General features: G+C 53.7%; 16 protein-coding genes and 1 pseudogene. 3 read left to right on the top strand and 14 right to left on the bottom strand.

Annotated features, from left to right (window positions below; translation table 11 throughout):
- The 8 genes and pseudogenes from NA389_RS21175 to napF all read right to left on the bottom strand — a co-directional run.
- Positions 1 to 77: pseudogene (locus tag NA389_RS21175) on the bottom strand (cytochrome c biogenesis heme-transporting ATPase CcmA); the annotation flags it as partial.
- 20 nt (positions 78 to 97) lie between these two features.
- On the bottom strand, positions 98 to 700 hold the full coding sequence (gene napC / locus NA389_RS21170; protein WP_000431778.1) for a cytochrome c-type protein NapC: 603 nt from the start codon (positions 698 to 700) through the stop codon (positions 98 to 100).
- 9 nt (positions 701 to 709) lie between these two features.
- Positions 710 to 1,159: a nitrate reductase cytochrome c-type subunit gene (napB, locus tag NA389_RS21165; protein ID WP_000835182.1), complete on the bottom strand. Its 450-nt coding sequence runs from the start codon at positions 1,157 to 1,159 to the stop codon at positions 710 to 712.
- 115 nt (positions 1,160 to 1,274) lie between these two features.
- Positions 1,275 to 2,144 carry a quinol dehydrogenase ferredoxin subunit NapH gene (napH, locus tag NA389_RS21160; RefSeq protein ID WP_000013531.1) on the bottom strand — a complete coding sequence of 290 codons (870 nt, stop codon included), beginning with the start codon at positions 2,142 to 2,144 and terminating at the stop codon, positions 1,275 to 1,277.
- Complete coding sequence (gene napG / locus NA389_RS21155; RefSeq protein ID WP_000091679.1) at positions 2,131 to 2,826, bottom strand: ferredoxin-type protein NapG; 696 nt, start codon at positions 2,824 to 2,826, stop codon at positions 2,131 to 2,133. The genes napH and napG overlap by 14 nt, the downstream gene beginning before the upstream one ends.
- Positions 2,827 to 2,832: 6 nt before the next feature.
- Entirely contained in the window at positions 2,833 to 5,319 is a 2,487-nt protein-coding gene (gene napA / locus NA389_RS21150) for a nitrate reductase catalytic subunit NapA (RefSeq protein ID WP_000778097.1), read from the bottom strand.
- Entirely contained in the window at positions 5,316 to 5,579 is a 264-nt protein-coding gene (napD, locus tag NA389_RS21145) for a chaperone NapD (RefSeq protein WP_001260056.1), read from the bottom strand. Before napD ends, napA begins: the two co-directional genes overlap by 4 nt.
- Positions 5,569 to 6,060 carry a ferredoxin-type protein NapF gene (napF, locus tag NA389_RS21140; protein ID WP_000228072.1) on the bottom strand — a complete coding sequence of 164 codons (492 nt, stop codon included), beginning with the start codon at positions 6,058 to 6,060 and terminating at the stop codon, positions 5,569 to 5,571. Before napF ends, napD begins: the two co-directional genes overlap by 11 nt.
- A gap of 413 nt (positions 6,061 to 6,473) precedes the next feature.
- Between napF and eco the strand changes: the two genes are divergently transcribed.
- Positions 6,474 to 6,968 (top strand): serine protease inhibitor ecotin, encoded by a 495-nt coding sequence (gene eco, locus NA389_RS21135; protein WP_001542438.1) that lies wholly within the window; start codon positions 6,474 to 6,476, stop codon positions 6,966 to 6,968.
- A gap of 191 nt (positions 6,969 to 7,159) precedes the next feature.
- Here eco and NA389_RS21130 read toward each other — a convergent pair whose 3' ends face one another.
- The 5 genes from NA389_RS21130 to NA389_RS21110 form a co-directional block, all read right to left on the bottom strand.
- Positions 7,160 to 8,803: a multidrug ABC transporter permease/ATP-binding protein gene (locus NA389_RS21130; RefSeq protein ID WP_000421585.1), complete on the bottom strand. Its 1,644-nt coding sequence runs from the start codon at positions 8,801 to 8,803 to the stop codon at positions 7,160 to 7,162.
- A 75-nt stretch (positions 8,804 to 8,878) separates the two neighbouring features.
- The gene (gene alkB, locus NA389_RS21125) at positions 8,879 to 9,529 is read right to left on the bottom strand and encodes a DNA oxidative demethylase AlkB (protein ID WP_000884989.1); all 651 of its coding nucleotides are present in this window, start codon (positions 9,527 to 9,529) and stop codon (positions 8,879 to 8,881) included.
- Positions 9,530 to 9,531: 2 nt separating this feature from the next.
- Complete coding sequence (ada, locus tag NA389_RS21120; protein WP_000975971.1) at positions 9,532 to 10,593, bottom strand: bifunctional DNA-binding transcriptional regulator/O6-methylguanine-DNA methyltransferase Ada; 1,062 nt, start codon at positions 10,591 to 10,593, stop codon at positions 9,532 to 9,534.
- Positions 10,594 to 10,673: 80 nt separating this feature from the next.
- A complete protein-coding gene (gene apbE / locus NA389_RS21115) occupies positions 10,674 to 11,726 on the bottom strand; it encodes an FAD:protein FMN transferase ApbE (protein ID WP_000784297.1) in 1,053 nt (350 codons plus the stop codon).
- Positions 11,727 to 11,840: 114 nt separating this feature from the next.
- Positions 11,841 to 12,977, bottom strand: coding sequence for a porin OmpC (locus NA389_RS21110; protein ID WP_000865520.1), 1,137 nt, complete (start codon positions 12,975 to 12,977; stop codon positions 11,841 to 11,843).
- A 727-nt stretch (positions 12,978 to 13,704) separates the two neighbouring features.
- Between NA389_RS21110 and rcsD the strand changes: the two genes are divergently transcribed.
- Both rcsD and rcsB read left to right on the top strand, forming a co-directional pair.
- A complete protein-coding gene (gene rcsD / locus NA389_RS21105; RefSeq protein ID WP_000083204.1) occupies positions 13,705 to 16,374 on the top strand; it encodes a phosphotransferase RcsD in 2,670 nt (889 codons plus the stop codon).
- A 16-nt stretch (positions 16,375 to 16,390) separates the two neighbouring features.
- Positions 16,391 to 17,041: a response regulator transcription factor RcsB gene (gene rcsB / locus NA389_RS21100; RefSeq protein WP_001061919.1), complete on the top strand. Its 651-nt coding sequence runs from the start codon at positions 16,391 to 16,393 to the stop codon at positions 17,039 to 17,041.
- 103 nt (positions 17,042 to 17,144) lie between these two features.
- Here rcsB and rcsC read toward each other — a convergent pair whose 3' ends face one another.
- Positions 17,145 to 19,991, bottom strand: a complete 2,847-nt coding sequence (gene rcsC, locus NA389_RS21095; RefSeq protein ID WP_000876070.1) for a two-component system sensor histidine kinase RcsC — start codon at positions 19,989 to 19,991, stop codon at positions 17,145 to 17,147.
- Between the last annotated feature and the right edge of the window lie 94 nt (positions 19,992 to 20,085).

Genomic DNA, 20,085 nt, shown 5'->3' with positions numbered 1-20,085 from the left:
GCGTCCACGGTGAACGACAGCCCGCGAAACAGCGTCCTCTCGTCCCGCTCGCAGTACAGATCTCTGGCTTCAAGCATTCCCACTCATCAACGTCCTGTCAGAAACCTGGTTTAACATCACGCATATCCGGCAGTTTATGCGCGATCCCTTTGTGGCAATCGATACAGGTCTGTCCGTCTTTGACCGCCTGATCGTGCATTTTCGCCGCGACGCCTTTTTGCGCGGTCAAATCCATAAAGTCGAAATTGTGGCAGTTACGGCATTCCTGCGAGTTGTTGTCTTTCATGCGCCGCCACTCATTTTGTGCCATTGTCAGGCGATGAGCTTCAAATTTCTGCGGTGTATCTATCAGCCCAAATACCTTCGCATACAGCTCTTTACTGGCTTTGATCTTACGGATCATCTTCGGCCCCCACTCATGCGGCACATGGCAGTCAGGACAGGTGGCGCGAACGCCACTACGGTTGTTGTAGTGGACGGTTTCCATATACTCCTCATACACCGTGTTGCGCATTTCATGGCAGCTAATACAAAACTCTTCGGTGTTAGCCTTTTCCATTCCGGTATTGAAGCCGCCCCAGAAGATGATGCCGCCGATAAAACCGATTAACAGCAGCGTCCCCAACGCCAGGCGGCTGGGGCTGCGCCACCATCGCCAGACGCGCTTTATCCAGCCGGGTTTACGGTTAGAATTTTCCATAATGACCTCTTATTTCCCGTAACCTTGCGAGGGGGTAAAGGTATTGTCGATAATCGGCGCGGTATCAGACTGCGGTACGTGGCACTGCAGGCAGAAATAACGACGCGGCGCGACATTGCCCGACACTTTACCGTCGCTGTCCATAAAGTGCGTCGGGCTGATACGCGGCGCGCCCGTCGTACGATAACTTTCCACGCCGTGGCATTGCAGACAGCGGTTGGTATTGGTCGTCACCTGGTAGCCCTCGACGCTGTGCGGGATCATCGGCGGCTGGTTGACGTAATTTAGCGGCATACGTTCCTGCTCTTTCGGCATACGAATCGCCCCTTCCTGCGTCCCGGATACTTCCGGCGACTGGCTCAGATCCACTCCGTTTGCCGCCCAAACCGCACCACTTACCACCAGGGCAAGCGTGGCCATCCATTGACACAGCGCTTTCATCAGGTCATGGCTTTTCATTGTTTCGCTCCCGAACTCCATCGCATTTACACTTCATCCTTCGAGCTGCCTCTTTGTTGGCTGCGCTCGAAAATCCCAGTCACATCGTTATCTATGCTCCTGGGGATTTCCTCGCTTACCGCCGCGATGCATCCCGAATGATGTTGTGTATCGTTATTGTAAAAACATCCTCAGAACAGACATCCACACAGCGACCGCAGGTCATGCAGTCGCGGTGAGTGACCTGCGCCGGGCTTTGCTCATCCAGCACCGGCGCACGTAGCACATGCGGTTCCGGGCAAACATGAAAACAATCCATACAGCGATTACATTTCTCACGTTTTTTGGCCGTCACGGTCACTATGCCTTTACTGCCCAGCACGCCATACAGCGCGCCCATCGGGCAAATATGGCCGCACCAACCGTGCTCAACGACTAATAAATCAAATAAAAACAAAGCAATAATCAGCAACGCGCCGCTACTAAATCCCATAACCAGACTACGGCCTAACAGCGACACGGGATTAATCCATTCCCACAGCAGCGTGCCGGTCAATGCCGAACCGATTAACACCACCACCAGAAGGACGTACCGTATATGGCGTGGAATCGTCGCAGACTGGTTCAGGTCAAATTTCCTGCGCATCCAGTTAGCCAAATCGGTAACGGGGTTTAGCGGGCAAACCCAACTGCAAAATAATCGCTTTCCCGCCAGCGCATACAGCACAGCGATAATCACTGCTCCCGTCAGCGCCACGGTAGCGGGAAGATGCCCACTGGCGAGACTTTCCAGGGTAATCAGCGGATCGGTCAACGGGAGGGTATCGAACAGCAAACTACTGCTGTAGTTGCCATGCAAAACCCAAAAGCCCAGCCATGGGCCGCTGAGAAACATCCCCAGCACCATAAACTGGCTGATACGCCGTAACACCAGCCAGCGGTGGCTACGCCACCAGCCTTTTTTCGCCCGCGCTTCTCGCCCGGCGTCGCGTTTACGATTTGCCATCTTTCCCCTCCAGCCAGCCGAAGCGGTAATGGTGTCCTAACTCCCCTTTCGCCAATGACAACGGCAACACTTTTATCGCTGGTTGCTCCAGTACGCAGACTTTTTCGCATTTGCCGCAGCCGGTACAGGCGTCGCTGTGTACGGTGGGCAGAAAGCGCGCATGTTTGCCGGTGCGCATGTTGCGATCCAGCTCCAGCGTGATGGCCTCATCGATTTTCGGGCATTCGCGATAGCAAACGTCGCAGCGCAGCCCCTGAAAGTTGAGGCAGTTTTCCTGATCCAGCAGCACCGCCAGCCCCATACGCGAGTCATCAATGGAGGCGATATCTTTATTCAGCGCCCCGCTGGGGCAGACTTTGGCGCACGGAATGTCTTCACACATTTCGCAGGGGATGTCGCGAGCGACAAAATAGGGCGTACCTGCCGATAGCCCGGAGGCCAGCGTCGCCAGTTTTAGCGTGTCGTATGGACACGCCTGAACGCACTGCCCGCAGCGCACACAGGCGCTGGCGAAGACATTTTCATTCAGCGCGCCAGGCGGACGCAGCCGCACGCCCGTTGCGCGCGCGGTTTGCTGTTGCAAGCCCAGCGCCACGCCAACCGCCGCCAGCCCGCCCGCAGTGCGCACAACATCACGCAGAAAGCGGCGGCGGCCATTTTGGGGTTTCGCTGTACGGGACATAACGCGTTACACCTTCGCCAGCTTAACGGCGCACTTCTTGAAGTCCGTCTCTTTAGAGAGCGGGTCCGTCGCATCCAGCGTCAGGTTGTTCACTAGCTGAGCGGCATCGAAGAACGGCATATACACCAGTCCCTGCGGCGGACGGTTACGTCCACGCGTTTCGACAATCGAAATCACTTCGCCGCGGCGGGACGACACTTTAACCTTATCCCCACGACGCAGATCGCGCGCTTTCGCATCCAGCGGGTGAATAAAGACCACCGCTTCCGGGAAGGCGCGATGCAATTCAGGCACGCGGCGCGTCATACTGCCGGTATGCCAGTGTTCCAGCACGCGACCGGTGGAAAGCCACAGATCGTACTCGTTGTCCGGCGACTCCGCCGCGGGTTCAAATGGCAGCGCGAAGATCACCGCTTTGCCATCCGGTTTACCGTAGAATTTGTACCCTTCCCCCGCTTTTACATACGGGTCGTTGCCTTCGCTGTAACGCCATTGCGTCTCTTTGCCTTCGACGACCGGCCAGCGCAGACCGCGCGCGTTGTGGTAATCGTCGAACGGCGCCAGATCGTGCCCGTGGCCACGTCCAAACCAGGCGTATTCTTCAAACAACCCTTTTTGCAGATAGAAGCCCAGTTCACGAGACTCATCGTTTAACTGATCCTCTTTCAGCTCGCTCAGCGGGAATTTGCTGACCGCCGGCGTAGCGAACAGAACGTCATACAGCGTTTTACCGCGCAGCTCCGGCTTCTGGGCCAGCAACGCCTCCGGCCAGACCTCCTCAGTTTTAAAACGACGGGAGAACTGCACCAGTTGCCAGAGGTCGGATTTAGCTTCGCCCGGCGCTTTAATTTGCTGACGCCAGAACTGCGTGCGGCGTTCGGCGTTGCCGTAAGCGCCTTCTTTCTCAACCCACATGGCGGTCGGCAGGATCAGATCCGCAGACAGAGCGCTCACCGTCGGGTAAGGATCGGAGACAATGATGAAGTTACGCGGATCGCGCCAGCCCGGCATCCGATCTTCATTGATGTTCGGCCCGGCCTGCATATTGTTATTACACATTACCCAGTAGACGTTCAGCTTACCGTCTTTCAACGCGCGATCCTGCGCCACCGCGTGTAAACCCACTTTTGCCGGAATAGTGCCAGCAGGGATCTGCCAGTGTTTTTCGCAGATATCACGGTGTTTTTCGTTCGTCACGACCATGTCTGCGGGCAGACGGTGTGAGAAGGTTCCCACTTCACGCGCCGTACCGCAGGCGGAAGGCTGGCCGGTCAGCGAGAAAGGACCACAGCCAGGCTGGGAGATTTTTCCGGTCAGCAGATGGAGGTTGTAAACCAGGTTATTCGCCCACACGCCACGGGTATGCTGGTTAAAACCCATCGTCCAGTAAGAGATCACGCGCTTATTCGGATCGGCGTAGAGCTGCGCCAACTGTTCCAGCTGATCTTTCGGCACGCCGGTCATTTCAGCAGTCTTGTCCAGCGTATATTCCGCCACGAAGGCTTTATACTCGTCGAAGCTCATCGGTTCGGAAGCGTCGGAGCCCGGATTCTTCGCCGCTTTTTCCAGCGGGTGCGTCGGGCGTAAGCCGTAGCCGATATCCGTCGCCCCTTTACGCAGATTCACATGCTTTGTGAAGAAATCCTGATTTACCGCGTTGTTCTGAATAATGTAATTCGCGATATAGTTAAGGATCACCAGATCGCTTTGCGGGGTAAAGACAATACCGTTGTCCGCCAGCTCAAAGCTACGGTGCTGGAAGGTGGAGAGGACAGCGACTTTCACATTCGGGTCGGACAAACGGCGGTTAGTGATGCGCGACCATAAAATCGGGTGCATCTCCGCCATGTTGGAACCCCACAGCACAAACGCATCGGCCTGCTCAATATCGTCGTAGCAGCCCATCGGTTCATCCATGCCAAAGGTGCGCATAAAGCCCACCACCGCCGAGGCCATGCAGTGACGCGCATTCGGGTCGATGTTGTTAGAGCGGAAACCAGCCTTGAACAGTTTCGCGGCGGCATAGCCTTCCCAGATAGTCCATTGACCCGATCCAAACATGCCGATCGCTTCTGGTCCTTTCTCTTTCAGAGAGGTTTTAAACTTCTCTTCCATCACATCGAAGGCCTGTTCCCAGCTCACCGGCGTAAACTCGCCGTCTTTGTGATAGCTGCCGTCTTTCATGCGCAGCATCGGCTGCGTCAGACGATCTTTACCGTACATGATTTTGGGCAGGAAGTAGCCTTTAATGCAGTTCAGACCACGGTTGACCGGCGCGTCGGGGTCGCCCTGGCAGGCGACCACACGGCCCTGCTGCGTGCCCACTAACACACCGCAACCCGTTCCGCAAAAACGGCACGGCGCTTTATCCCATTTGATGGCTTCCTGCTGCCCGACAACGGCGCGGGCGACGCCCGGCACGCTCAGACCGGCAGCCGCCGCAGCGGCCGCAACGGCGTTAGCTTTCATAAAGCTACGACGACTGAGTTTCATGGTGTTTCCTCACCTTGCTCATCCTGCTGGTGATAAACCAGCGACACCGCCAGTACGCCCTCGACATTGCGTACTGACTCAATTGTTTGCATCAGCGTTTCACTCTGATCTGCTTCCGCCACCACGATCAGTTGCCCGCTTTCAACGTCGCTTAACGCGACTTCGCAACCCGGCAACGTGTTCAACTGTGGGCCAATGGCGGCGATGTTCTGACTTTTGGCCTGCACGACCAGGCTACAGACCTGCCAGTTAGTGCGCATGGTGGTTCTCCGCTTTGATGGCTGACACGGGACAGATAGCCACACACGCCCCGCATCCGTTACAGGCCTGCGAGTCAAGCTGCGGCTGGTAAATGCCGGATAGCGTGGGACGAAAGGTAATGGCCATAGGTTCACAACTGTCCTGGCAACGATGGCATTCAACCGATTGCCTGGCGAGGCAGTTTTCCGTGAGTGTAAAAATCAGATCCCAGGCCCTGGTGTGGCGCGGAAGAAAAAGCGATTCAGTACAGGCCTGCGCGCAGGCATAACAAAAGCTGCACTCGCCCCGTTTGAAATCTACGCTCGGATATCCCCCCGTCCCTCGCTGCAGGATGTCGGCCTCACACGCCTGGATGCAGGCGTCGCAACGCAGACAATGTGCGAGAAAATAGGTTGTTTCTCTGGCCCACGGCGGAAGAATCCCATTGCTGGCGTTGCGCCAACTGCCGGTCAACATGCTTCGACGGGATAAATCAACCATGATATCGCCCTTCCATAACGACACGCTTCCATAGGGAGTGAATGCCAATAAAAACCGTACAATTTATGAGTAGTTATTTTTGTAAATAAGATATTTCAGGATGTGTAAGAGATGCATACCCCGATAGAGGTAAATGCTGTTGCCGGATCAAAAGAGTGCCGGGTAAAGACCCGTAAACGTGCTTTTTCTCACATTTCAATGAGTTATATAGCTATCTATATAACGAAAACCACTAATAGCTGATAATTCCATTTACATTATCAATATCGGAATATTCCACTATATAAAAAGACGCTATTTTATTAATAATCTTGAAAATATGAGTAAATACAGATTAATAGATAATATGAATGTGTTAATCTGTTGTCCGTGCATACCGAAAACAGCAGAAAGGAAATACTGTGAACAATCAAATGAAGATGTTTGTCCCTGCCGTCGTCTTCGCCGCCCTCGCCAGCGCCTCTGCCTGGGCTAACAATAGCGATACCGCCCAGCCGCTGGAGAAAATCGCCCCCTATCCGCAGGCGGAAAAAGGAATGAAGCGGCAAGTGATAACCCTTGCCCCTCAGCAGGATGAATCTACCCTCAAAGTGGAACTGTTGATTGGCCAAACGCTGAATGTGGATTGTAACCAGCATCGCCTCGGCGGCACGCTGGAAACAAAAACGCTGGAAGGCTGGGGCTATGACTATTATGTCTTTGATAACGTCACTTCTCCGGTATCAACCATGATGGCCTGCCCTGACGGTAAGAAAGAGCAAAAATTCGTCACCGCCTGGCTGGGTGAAGACGGGATGCTGCGCTACAACAGCAAGCTGCCGATCGTGGTGTATACCCCGGCGAATGTGGACGTGAAATACCGCATCTGGAAAGCGGACGCTAACGTACAGAACGCCGTCACGCGATAACGTTACGCTGCCCGGTCACACTTACCGGGCATCTGAACACGCCGGCTCACGCAGCGCTCCGGTTTTTTTTTCAAAACACGTCTGGAAATCCGCTCGCCCGATGCCTGGTGGCGACGCGTGGCATCTTATCAGGCCTACCCGCGTGCGGACGTAGGGCTGCTATCAGGTGGTTCATCCGGCGCCATAGTCCATTACGCAGTACGCGCAACCGCATCACGCGAGGCGGCGTCACGTTCGTCGCCGGTGAGTTCGGTTAGCTGTCCGTTACGCATTTCAAGCAGACGATCAGCGTGAATAAAATAGTGATCATCATGGCTGATGGCGAAAATGGTTTTGCCCATTTCCTGCATTAACGGCAACAGCACCTGATAAAACTCCCGGCGGAAATGCGGGTCCTGATCGGCGGCCCACTCATCCAGCAAAATAATATCGCGCTCTTCCGCCAGCGCCAGCAGCAGCGCAATGCGCTTTTTTTGCCCTTTCGACAGTTTAAGATTCAAAATGCGCCCATCGTTTAGCTCCAGCTTGTGCGTCATTTTCAGGTGCTCAAGCCACTTTTCGACCAGAGCGGGATTGGCGGGTTTCCCCTGCGGCCCCAGCAGGCGGTCGAATAACCACACATCGGTGAACACCGCAGAAAACAGTTTGCGATAATCTTCCGGCTGCCCGGCGGCAATAGGTTGACCATCAAGTAAAATCGTTCCCGATTGCGGCTGGTATAAACCGGTCAATAACATGGCCAGCGTCGATTTCCCGCTACCGTTGCCGCCAATTAAAAACAGCAGTTCGCCGCGGTGAATCGTCAGGTTGATGGGCCCCACGGAAAACGCGTTATCCTGATAGTGGAAAACCACGTTGCGCAGCTCCAGCGTCTTCCAGTCGGGAAAGGCTTTCGGCTGCGGAAAAACAGGCTTATACGGAGCTAGCGCGAATTTATTCAGTTTATTAAACGCCACCTGGGCGGTCAGTAGCGTTGGCAACGCCCCTACCGCAGACAGCAGCGGCGTGCGCAGGAACAGCAACGTCAGTGAATAAGTCGCCGCGACGTTGGTATCCGCCCAGCCGAGACTATTCGCCATCCAGAAAACCAGGCCTATCGCCCCCAGCATCATGATATTCGACCAGTTGACGGCGCTCAGGTGAAAAGTATCGGCACGGATAATGTGATGACGATACTCTTTGGCGTCCGGGATATAGCATTGCTGAAAAATCTGCTCCGCACGCTCGCGGTTTAGCGTCAGCTCTTTGCGTCCTTCCAGCACCGTCTGATAGTCGTTGTACAGCTTATCTTCGGTCTCGCGCAGGGTCGCCATATGCTGGTAAACCCGCGCCACCAGCACGAATCCGCCCCAGATAGTGACCGCCATCCAGATAGCCGTAACCAGCAGCATTTTTGTCGATAGCATCGCCAGATACGCCGCCGAGCCGACGGTGAGGATAATGCCCTGCACCAGCTCAGGCAGACGCACAAAGGCGATAGTAATATTGCGAATATCGCTGGTCAGACCGGCCAGTAAAGAGGCGCTGCCCAGTTGCTCAATGCGTTCAACGTGCGTATCCAGAATGCGCTTGATAAATTCGCTGCGCAGGCGGTAAACGAAATGGTGTCCCAGAGTGGTAAGCGCCAGTTGGGAACCTAATGTGACGACCATTAGCAACAGGAGCAGACCGAGAAATTCCGGCAGCACCATGACGGTGGTGTCCACCGTTTCAATCAGGCGCTGATTGATAAACGCGATCAGGCCAATCCCCAGCGCCGCGCTGGCGAGGCTCAGCGCCATCACGCTAATAAATGGCCAGCGGTACTGCCGCCAGACAAGAATAAGAAGTTCCATGCATACAACCCGGACCGATAATAACAGCCCGCAGTTTAACTAACTCCACCTGCACAGCAATAATAATTCTTATTTTTATTCTTTTTCAGCCGCCTGACGGAAGGTGAGATTGTAACGAAATTCACCGGTCATGGGATGAAAGCCCGCTTTAAGCGGCTGGATACCATGATAAAACAGCCGGGACTCGCCGCCCCAGACCACGATATCGCCATGCTCCAGTAAGATCCGCTGGAGCGGATCGCTGCGACGCAGGCCGCCAAACTGAAAAATCGCCGGCACCCCCAACGAAACTGAGACGATAGGCGCACGCAGATCCGGCTCGTCTTTATCCTGATGCAGCGACAGTTTTGCGCCGGGCGCGTAGCGATTGATCAGGCAGGCGTCCGGTTGGAAGCTCGCATACCCTGCCGCGATTGCCGCCTGACGACATACGCTGGCAAACGATAACGGCAGCGCAGGCCAGGGTTTATCGGTCAACGGATCGCGCACGGCATAACAATAACCGTGACGATCGGTGGTCCACCCTAACGCGCCGCAGTTGGTCATCGCCACCGACATGGTGTAGCCGCCCGGCGTCACCATCTGACGAAACGGAGACTGACTGGCGACAAACCCGATATCGTCTAATAGCGACTGCGCCGCGCGAAACGCAAAGCGGCGCAACACCACCGCGCCAGGCGCCAGGGGCTCTTGCCAGGGCGCTTCATCAGCAAATAGATCCAGCATTGCTACTCCTCTTTTTGCGCTTCTCGCTTTAATAGCTGCGCTTTTCGACGCACGCCCCAACGATAACCGGAGAGCGCGCCATCACGACGCACGACCCGATGACACGGGATCACCATCGCCAGTTTATTCGCGCCGCACGCGCTGGCGACCGCGCGTACTGCCGTGGGTTTGCCGATAGTCGCGGCAAGCTGTTGATAGCTTACGGTTTCGCCGCAGGGAATCGCGCATAACGCCTGCCAGACCTGCTGTTGAAACGCGGTTCCCTGAATATCCAGCGGCAACGAGAGCAGCACATCGCGTGTGTTGATAGCCGCGACAACCTGCCGCACCCGTTGCTGAAAAGACGCGTCAGCAGGTTCGTGGCGGGCCGCCGGGAACAGGGTGTGTAATTCAGCCAGTAGCGCGTCGTCGCTATCACCGGGGAGAATCGCGCAAATCCCCCGCTCGCTCTCCGCCACCAGGCACCGTCCGTAAACCCAGTCCGTCAGCGCATAGCGAACGGAGACATTATCGCCGCCTTTGCGAAACTGTTTTGCCGTCATGCCCAGCGTCTGGTCGGCATGACGGTAGTAGCTACTGCTATCCGGGAAGCCGGCGCGGTAAATAGCCGCCGTGATCGGCTCTCCTTTCGCCAACGCCTCACGCAGCCGCCGGGCGCGCCACGCCTGCTGCCACCCTTTCGGCGTCATTCCGGTGCTCGCTTTAAACAGGCGGTGCAGATGAAACGGGCTCATCGCCACCGCCTGCGCCAGAGACGCCAGCGTTACCGGCGTCTCCTGCTCAAGTAAACGGCAGGCGCAGGCAATCTTATCCAACCGCCGTTGCTGCGCGCGCGCATTATCCGGCTGACAGCGCTTGCAGGGGCGAAAACCGGCGTCCAGCGCCTGCTGCGCGTTGGCAAAAAAGCGAACATTTTTACGTAACGCCCGCTTCGAGCGACAAGAAGGGCGGCAAAAAACGCCGGTGGTTCGCACCGCAAAAACGAAACGCCCATCCGCGCTGGCATCGCGCGCCTGCACCCGCAGCCAGCATTCATCATCGGTAAGTAACGCTTTTTTCATCATAGACTCCTTCATTAAGCATAGTGCTTGCTTACATGCAGTGTGTCCGTAAATCCGCCCACAAAAACCCGTAATCTTGCGTTTTAATTCTTATCGCTCACCAGGAACGTTTTGAACTGCGGCGACATCCAGGTTTTAAAGCCCTCACCTTCTTTCATGATCATAAAGACCGCCAGCCCTTCCCGCCGCACGACCTCTTGCGCCTTTTGCGTACCGAGCACCATCAGGCCGGTGTCCCAGCCGTCCGCTTCCAGCGCCGTTGGCGCAATGACCGTAACCGATACCAGGTTGTGTTCAATGGGGCGCCCCGTTTGCGGATCGATAACGTGCGAGACACGCTTGCCATCCAGCTCATAATAGTTACGGTAGCTGCCGGAGGTGCTGATGCCATACCCGTTGATATCCACAATCGCCTGCACCGCGTTTTCCCGGTCGGTCGGCTTCTGAATCGCGACGCGCCACGGCAGCCCTTGCGCATTCATCCCGCGACTGCTTAATGCGCCGCCCACCGAGACCAGATAACGCGCAATGCCCTCCTGCTCCATCAGACGCGCCAGATGATCCGCCGCATAGCCCTCCCCGACCGTGGAGAGATCGACATAAAGATCCGGAAGATCTTTTTGCAAAAACTGATGTCCAGCCCTGTCGATAACCTGCAAATGTTGCAGGCCTGTTTTCGCTTTTGCCGCATCGATTTGTGCTGGTGTTGGGATATGCAGCGGCTGCCGATCCGGTCCAAACCCCCACAGATTGACCAGCGGGCCCACGGTGATATCCATCGCGCCATCCGTCTTCGCGCCAATACGCAGCGCCGAGGTCACGATATCCGCCATGGCTTCGCTGACCGGCCAGGGCGCAAGACTGCGTGAATGGTTAAAACGCATCAGCGCGGAGTCATTTTTATAGGTAGAAAGCAACCAATCATCAGCATCAAGCTGAGTCTGGATTTTAGTCTGTAGCTCTGCGGCGCGTTTCGCATCGATGCCAACCACGCTCACCCGCCAGATAGTCCCCATCGTCTTACCTTCCAGCACCTGAGCGGCAGGTGACGCTGTTGTCGTTTCGGGAGCCTCATCGCAGCCCATAAGTAAAAAAGCCGCCGCCAGACACACGGCCCGGCAAAAAGTCATTTTCATCGCTGTTTATCCTCATTCGAATGGACGCAAGCGTATATCAAAACGTCGTATTTGTACGCCGGAATAAGGCATGAAAAAAGGGCCCGCAGGCCCTTTAGCAACATCTTTTGCTGATTAGAACTGGTAAACCAGACCCAGCGCTACGATGTCGTCGGTGTTGATGCCCGCATCGCGGGTAAAGTCGTTTTTATCCAGCAGGTTGATTTTGTAATCAACATAGGTGGACATGTTTTTGTTGAAGTAGTAAGTCGCGCCGACATCAACGTATTTTACGATGTCCTGGTCGCCATAGCTGGCGCCGTAGCCGTTGCTGATGTCCTTACCTTTAGACTGCAGGTAAGCCACAGACGGACGCAGACCAAAGTCGAACTGGTACTGAGCAACCACTTCAAAGTTCTGCGCTTTGTTGGCAAAACCGTAAGAGTCGGACTTATTGTTGCCGTTAGAGGTACCAAAACGGGTTGCGTTATAGGTCTGAGAATACTGCGCTGCCAGATAGATGTTGTTCGCATCGTATTTCAGGCCGCCGGTGTAGACCGTAGCGCGATCACCGTTACCATACAGGCGAGCGTCAGCGGTGTTGTTCTGATCGGCAGTACGTTTAGACGTGGTGATAGCGCCACCGACAGAGAAGCCTTCGCCGATTGCATAAGTCAGCGATCCGCCGTAACCGTCGCCGTTCTGGTTCAGCAGGCTGCGACCGTTGGTGTTTTCACCGCTCACGCTGCCGTTTTTGCCCTGATACTGTAACGCGAAGTCCAGACCATCCACCAGGCCGAAGAAGTCGGTGTTACGGTAAGTGGCATAGCCGTTACCACGTTGCTGCATAAAGTTGTCAGCGCCGTAGGTGTCGCCGCCGAACTCCGGCAGAACGTCGGTCCAGGAGGTCACATCATAGGTTACGCCGTAGTTACGACCATAATCGAAGGAACCTGCGTCAGCGAATTTCAGACCCGCAAACGCCACACGCGTCCAGGAGTCGTTGCTGCCTTCAGTCTGGTTGCCCTGAATCTGATATTCCCACTGGCCATAACCGGTCAGCTGATCGTTAACCTGCGTTTCGCCTTTGAAGCCGATACGCATGTAGGTCTGGTCGCCGTCGCTGCCTTTGTCGTCAGAGAAGTAGTGCAGGCCATCAACTTTACCAAACAGGTCTAATTTGTTGCCGTCTTTATTATAAATTTCAGCCGCATTCGCTGCGCCTGCCACCAGCAGAGCTGGTACCAGGAGGGACAGTACTTTAACTTTCATGTTATTAACCCTCTGTTATATGCCTTTATTGCTTTTTTATGCCACTGCTTACTGGTTAACCCTCATTAACCAGTCGGCAAGTCCATTCTCCGCAAAAATACAGAATAATCCAACACGAATATGATACTAAAACTTTTAAGATGTTACAGTTATCTACATAGATGTTTCAAAATATGAATTTTACGGAACTTTTTTAAAGCAAAAATCAAGTAAAAATAAGCACAAATAGACAAAATATATTCACGAGACTTTTAAAATCAATGGGTTAAATTGATGAAATTCATAGCACTGAATGATAAAACAGAATTTTCATTCGCAACTAAAATAGTGACCGCTATCATCATTAACTTTATTTATTACCGTCATTCACTTCTGAATGTCTGTTTACCCCTATTTCAACCGAATGCTTCGCATTCGGTTTTTTTTACCCTTTTTCAGACACACCCGGCAGATTTATGCTACCTGCCTAAAATTATCACGGTTATTCACTACCCTCGCTGGTCTACCGTTCGTAAGACATTAGCAAATAATTTCTTGATATTTAGTGCTAAACATTTATAAGTAGTCTTTATATTTGTACCGTTCTACGAAGGTTGTACGCTTTTCCCGTCCCGCCGACGGAGCGCGTGTTAAGTTGCCCGGCATGACGTAAGAGTCTGGAAATTCATTCATTACCCTTTATACTGCCCTTCACCTTCAGCGTTGCTTTTACAGGTCGTAAACATAAATGAGTCAGTCTGACACAACGGTCTCTACCCGATTCTCCCTTCTACCGGGAAGCATTACCCGTTTCTTCTTATTGCTGATCATTGTGCTGCTGGTAACGATGGGCGTTATGGTACAGAGCGCCGTCAACGCCTGGTTGAAAGACAAAAGCTATCAAATTGTCGATATCACCCACGCTATTCATAAACGCGTGGATACCTGGCGGTATGTTACCTGGCAAATTTATGACAACATCGCCGCGACCACTACGCCATCGACAGGTGAAGGACTTCAGGAAACGCGTCTGAAGCAGGATGTGTATTATCTTGAAAAGCCGCGACGTAAAACTGAAGCGCTGATTTTCGGTTCCCATGACAGCGCCACGCTGGAAATGACGCAGCGTATGTCAACCTATCTGGATACGCTGTGGGGCGCGGAAAACGTGCCGTGGTCAATGTATTACCTCAACGGACAGGATAACAGCCTGATTCTTATCTCTACCCTACCGTTGAAAGATCTCTCTTCCGGCTTTAAAGAGTCCACTATTGGCAATATCGTCGATTCCCGCCGGGCAGAGATGTTGCAGCAGGCGAATGCGCTGGATGAGCGCGAAAGTTTCTCCTCATTGCGAAAACTGGCCTGGCAAAACGGTCACTATTTTACGCTACGCACGACCTTCAATCAGCCAGGACATCTGGCGACCGTGGTGGCGTTTGATCTGCCCATTAATGATTTAATCCCGCCGGGAATGCCGCTGGACAGTTTTCGGATAGAGCCTGACGCAACCCAGGCGACGGGGCGAAGCAGTGAAAAGGAAGCGCCTGATAGCGTCACGATTAGCTTTAACGGTTCAAAAATTGAGATCTCCTCAGCGCTTAACTCTACCGGAATGCGCCTGATCTGGCAGGTACCGTTTGGTACGCTTTTGCTTGATACGTTGCAAAATATTCTGCTGCCTTTACTGCTGAACATCGGGCTGCTGGCGTTGGCGTTATTTGGCTACGCTACGTTCCGTCATCAGCCGGGACGGACGACGGAATCGACATCCGGCAACGCGGCGAATAACGAGCTTCGCGTCTTACGCGCCATTAATGAAGAGATCGTTTCTCTGCTGCCGCTGGGTCTGCTGGTCTACGATCAGGAAGGAAACCGCACCGTGATCAGCAATAAAATCGCCGATCATCTGTTGCCGCATCTTAACCTGCAAAATATTACCAGCATGGCGGAACAGCATCAGGGCGTGATTCAGGCGACAATTAATAACGAACTGTATGAGATCCGTCTGTTTCGCAGCCAGATCGCCCCCCGCACGCAGATCTTTATTATTCGCGATCAGGACCGGGAAGTGCTGGTGAATAAGAAGCTTAAACAGGCGCAGCGTTTGTATGAGAAGAATCAGCAGGGCCGCGCCGCCTTTATGCAAAATATCAGCAACACGCTTAAAGAGCCCGTACGCCAACTGGCGGTTAACGCCGCGGCAGTCACCACGCCGGAAAGCCTGAAACTGGCGGATCAGGCGGATGTATTGGTACGTATGATCGATGAAATCCAACTGGCGAATATGCTGGAAAATGACGCATGGAAAAGCGAAGCAACGCTGTTCTCCCTGCAGGATCTTATTGACGAAGTCGTGCCGGAAGTGCTGCCCGCCATTAAGCGTAAAGGGCTGCAACTGCTGATTAATAACCATCTTAGCGGCAACGATGAACGCTGGGGCGATCGCGACGCCCTGCGCCGGATTTTGCTGCTGTTGATTCAGTATGCCGTCACAACGACCGCTATAGGTAAAATTACGCTTGAAGTCGAGCAAGATGAATCTATCGCGGAGCGTCTGACTTTCCGTATTCTGGATACGGGCGAAGGCGTAACGTTAAACGAGATTGATAATCTGCATTTCCCGTATATGAATGAAACGCAGGGCGACCGTTACGGCAAAGCGAATCCGCTCACCTTCTGGCTGTGCAATCAACTGGCGCGCAAACTGGGCGGTCATCTCAACATTAAAGCGCGGGAAACGCTGGGCACGCGCTATACCGTTCATGTCAAAATGCTTCCTCACGATCAGCATACCCAGGTCGAAGAGCGCCTGCTGGACGACGTGAGCGTGATGGTCGATGTGACGTCCAACGAGGTTCGCGCGATTGTGCTGCGTCAGTTAGAAAACTGGGGCGCCACCTGCATCACGCCGGATGAAAGGCAGATAAGTCAAGAATATGATCTCTTTTTAACGGATAATCCGTCTAATCTTACTGCCTCGGGCTTGCTTTTAAGCGATGATGAGTCAGGCGTGCGGAAAATTGGCCCGGGTCAGTTGCGCGTCAACTTTAATATGAGCAATGCTATGCAGGAAGCTGTACTACAACTTATCGAAGAGCAGCTGGCGCAGGAAGAGATTCCCGCCTCCCCGCTCGGCGGAGATGAAAATGCCGAGCTTCATGCCAGCGGCTATTATGCGCTATTTGTAGACACAGTACCGGATGATGTTAAGAGGTTGTATACTGAGGCGGCAACCAGCGATTTCGCTGCGCTGGCCCAAACGGCCCACCGCCTGAAAGGGGTGTTTGCCATGCTTAATCTGGTACCCGGCAAGCAGTTATGTGAAACGCTGGAACATCTGATTCGTGAGAAAGATGCTCCAGGTATAGAAAAATATATCAGCGACATTGACGCCTACGTCAAAAGCTTGCTGTAGCAAGGTAGCCCAATACATGAACAATATGAACGTAATTATTGCCGATGACCACCCGATTGTACTGTTCGGTATTCGCAAATCACTTGAACAAATCGAGTGGGTGAATGTTGTCGGCGAATTTGAAGATTCCACAGCATTGATCAACAACCTGCCGAAATTAGATGCGCATGTGTTGATCACTGACCTCTCCATGCCGGGAGATAAATACGGCGATGGGATCACCTTGATCAAGTACATCAAGCGTCATTTTCCGAGCCTGTCTATTATCGTTCTGACCATGAACAACAATCCGGCGATCCTGAGCGCCGTGTTGGATCTTGATATTGAAGGGATCGTACTCAAGCAGGGTGCGCCAACCGATCTGCCTAAGGCGCTGGCCGCGCTGCAAAAAGGCAAAAAATTCACCCCAGAAAGCGTTTCTCGTCTGCTGGAGAAAATCAGCGCAGGCGGTTACGGCGACAAGCGCCTGTCGCCAAAAGAGAGCGAAGTATTACGCCTGTTCGCCGAGGGCTTCCTGGTCACCGAAATCGCCAAGAAGCTCAACCGCAGCATTAAGACCATCAGCAGCCAGAAGAAATCGGCGATGATGAAACTGGGCGTAGAGAATGATATCGCGCTGCTCAACTATCTCTCTTCCGTCACCCTGAGTCCGACAGACAAAGAATAAATCGCTTTTATGTTACCCAGCCTGATGGCGCTACGCTTATCAGGCCTACCAGTCGACTCATCTTTTGCAGGCCGGATCAGGCGACGCCGCCATCCGGCATTTTTTATGCCCGCGTTTTACGTACCCGCTCGGCATACACCGCCAGCGTCTGTTTCAACACGTCCAGCGTCACAGGCTTCGACAAACAGCTGTCCATACCGGACTCCAGGCAACGTTGTTTCTCTTCCGCCAGCGCGTTCGCCGTCACGCCGACGACCGGCAGCGTCAGCCCAAGCTGACGGATACGCTGCGTCAGGCGGTAGCCGTCCATGTTCGGCATGTTCACATCGCTCAGAACAATATCGATAGCATTTTTACTCAGCACATTCAGAGCGTCCACGCCATCATTGGCTGTCTTACACTGATACCCCAGCGATCCCAATTGATCGGCCAGCAAGCGGCGATTGATAGGATGATCGTCAACGACCAGAATCATCATATCGTCATTTGAATCTGCGGTTTTATCCGTCGTCGGCAATGCGCTGGAAAGCGCTTCACTATCCAGCTCAATACTATAAATACGCGCCAACAGTGCGGGCAACTCATGCACCGACGCCACACTATGCACCCACTCGCCCGGCGCTCTTTCCAATGGAATCCCGATATGACGGCGGCAAAAGACGACCGCCGCCCTCCCCTGCCAGGTATGCTCCAGCGCGTCATCGACAATCAAAATATCGTCCGCGGCGGGTTCTTGCCCTTCATAACGCTGTGTATGAACGCCGCTACGCGCCAGACTGGTCTCAATAAACTGGCACAAAGAAGTATTGCGCACCGCCAGCCAACAGCAGGTTCCGGCGAGTCCTTCCACGCTCTTTTTCACAGGGTATTGCGCGCCATAAAGCGGGATGCGCAGCGTAAACTGGCTTCCCATGCCCGGCTCCGAATCGACGGAAATATCGCCGTCCATCATGCTGATCAATTTTTCGCAAATCGCCAGCCCCAGACCGGTCCCCTGAAAGTTACGCTGTACGCCGGTTCCCACCTGGAAGAAGGGATCGAACAGGCGAACCACCTCTTTTGCCGGAATACCAACCCCGGTATCCCGCACGCGAATGCTGAGATAATCCCCATCACAGCGCACATGCAGCACGATGCAGCCAATATCGGTAAACTTAATGGCGTTGCTCAACAGGTTTGAAATGACCTGCTGTAAACGCATCGGGTCGCCGTTCAGCGATACCGGCACGTCAGGCTCAATAAAACAATACAGGCCGAGCTGCTTACGCACCACCAGCGGCAGATAATTGGCGGTGATATGGTTCATCACCTCTCGCGGTGAAAATTCGCGCGGCTCAATCTTTAGCTGTTCCGACTCAATTTTCGAGAAGTCGAGAATGTCGCTGATAATTTTCAGCAACAGACTGGAGGAGTTATTCATCGCCGTGACCAGACGATCCACGCCTTTTGGCAGCTCTTTGGTTTGCAGCAGATCGAGATTGCCGATGATACCGTACAGCGGTGTGCGCAATTCATGGCTGACCGTCGCAAGGAACATGGATTTAGACTGGCTTGCCTGTTCCGCCGCCTGCGCCATCTCCTGCAGCGACTCTTCCATTTTGACGCGCGTACTCACATCTACCAACACGCAAATCGCGACGTTTTCATTACGATAGCGGGAATGGACGAAGCTAATTTGCAAATTGGTATTATTGCTGGTCAATACATCAACAAAGTTGACCTGCTGGCCGCAAATGATTTGCGTCAGGCGCTGTCTGTCTTCATGCGTGAGCATGTTCAGGTAGGTGTGCGCCAGTTCGTTACTCAGAATATTGACGCCATCAATAGTGCGCAGAATACAGATCCCCACCGGCGCGGAGGCGACGATTTTACGGTTGAACTGTTCATGCTCTTCCAGACGCTGGGCATCGCTCTCCGCCGGAATAAAAATTCGCCGCTCATACATCCGCGCAAGCGTAAACAGCCCTGCGCCCACCAGCACGTTCAGCAGGATAGCGTTCAGGATAAGAATACGAATACGCTCCAGGACTAAATCTACAGGCACAGAATAGACAATACTGAGCGAGGATGGCGGCAGGCTTTTTTTGAGTACCAGTTCGCGAAAACCTGGCGTATAACCAAACCAGGAGCGCTCCTGCATCCAGCGCGGCTCCGCTTTAATAATGCCGTCAGGACCGGCCAACGAAATCAGCGAATGGCCGTTCTCATCAATAATGGTGACGCCCATCGGCAAACTGCCCGGCGTGAAAAAATTTTCCATGCGGATGGACTGCTCGACGCCCAGCAGCGCCTGCAGACGGTTGGCCAGATACACCGGCGTCAGCGCATAAAAGTAGCCCACGCCCTGACGCGCGCCTTGGCTTATCCAGAAAAGGTTATTCCCACTTTCTTCTTGCGGAGCGTTGCGGTATTTCATAATCCGCTCATGTAACGCTTTTAACGCATCATCGCGCTCCACGGGCATTTCACGCAGGCCGAAATTCGCCATACAGAGGTTATCGCTGCCAATCAGGAAAACGCGGTTAAGATCATACGCCGCTGAAAAGTTGTCGCGCCAGTAACGCATAAACCAGGCCAGCGACTCCAGCGATCCGCGCCATGCGGAGCCCATCGCCGCACAGTCTGAGTCGGCGAATAGCGGTTCAAAGTCCGGCACCACCATTTTGTCATCACGCGCACGCGACGACATAACGCCGTTTTCCGCCGTTAAACGGTTCTCGGCAATATATTTGAGCTCTTTCATCACATCCGATGTGCGCTGGATAAAACGCTGCGCCTGATCGGAGCTAAGGTTGAACTCCTGACGAATTTCAGACTCCCGCTGGTGCAGGGCATTGACGATGTAAAACACCGAAACAAAGGCGATTAAGAGCCAAATGAGTAACGCTAACGCTCTGAATAAGTAGCGCGAGACTTTCAGCGTAGTTCGAAAGGAAGCAAGGTATTTCAAAGGGGCGAAGCTCCGCCTCAGGATGTAAATAGAGTGTGACTAAGGTAGCGGTAAATGACGTAGCCCGCAACGGCAAAGAAAAAGGGCCGGATAT

Origin of the sequence: Salmonella sp. NW645, assembly GCF_051703725.1 — a bacterium.
Classification (GTDB): Bacteria; Pseudomonadota; Gammaproteobacteria; order Enterobacterales; family Enterobacteriaceae; genus Salmonella; species Salmonella enterica.
Note: the sequence above shows the minus strand (reverse complement) of the source record. Positions and strands in the feature narration are given on the sequence as shown.

Bases quoted from the DNA above. Each gene is read 5' to 3' on its own strand.
- napC (WP_000431778.1), bottom strand. From the start codon at position 700: ATGGAAAATTCTAACCGTAAACCCGGCTGGATAAAGCGCGTCTGGCGA.
- napB (WP_000835182.1), bottom strand. From the start codon at position 1,159: ATGAAAAGCCATGACCTGATGAAAGCGCTGTGTCAATGGATGGCCACG.
- napH (WP_000013531.1), bottom strand. From the start codon at position 2,144: ATGGCAAATCGTAAACGCGACGCCGGGCGAGAAGCGCGGGCGAAAAAA.
- napG (WP_000091679.1), bottom strand. From the start codon at position 2,826: ATGTCCCGTACAGCGAAACCCCAAAATGGCCGCCGCCGCTTTCTGCGT.
- napA (WP_000778097.1), bottom strand. From the start codon at position 5,319: ATGAAACTCAGTCGTCGTAGCTTTATGAAAGCTAACGCCGTTGCGGCC.
- napD (WP_001260056.1), bottom strand. From the start codon at position 5,579: ATGCGCACTAACTGGCAGGTCTGTAGCCTGGTCGTGCAGGCCAAAAGT.
- napF (WP_000228072.1), bottom strand. From the start codon at position 6,060: ATGGTTGATTTATCCCGTCGAAGCATGTTGACCGGCAGTTGGCGCAAC.
- eco (WP_001542438.1), top strand. From the start codon at position 6,474: ATGAAGATGTTTGTCCCTGCCGTCGTCTTCGCCGCCCTCGCCAGCGCC.
- NA389_RS21130 (WP_000421585.1), bottom strand. From the start codon at position 8,803: ATGGAACTTCTTATTCTTGTCTGGCGGCAGTACCGCTGGCCATTTATT.
- alkB (WP_000884989.1), bottom strand. From the start codon at position 9,529: ATGCTGGATCTATTTGCTGATGAAGCGCCCTGGCAAGAGCCCCTGGCG.
- ada (WP_000975971.1), bottom strand. From the start codon at position 10,593: ATGATGAAAAAAGCGTTACTTACCGATGATGAATGCTGGCTGCGGGTG.
- apbE (WP_000784297.1), bottom strand. From the start codon at position 11,726: ATGAAAATGACTTTTTGCCGGGCCGTGTGTCTGGCGGCGGCTTTTTTA.
- NA389_RS21110 (WP_000865520.1), bottom strand. From the start codon at position 12,977: ATGAAAGTTAAAGTACTGTCCCTCCTGGTACCAGCTCTGCTGGTGGCA.
- rcsD (WP_000083204.1), top strand. From the start codon at position 13,705: ATGAGTCAGTCTGACACAACGGTCTCTACCCGATTCTCCCTTCTACCG.
- rcsB (WP_001061919.1), top strand. From the start codon at position 16,391: ATGAACAATATGAACGTAATTATTGCCGATGACCACCCGATTGTACTG.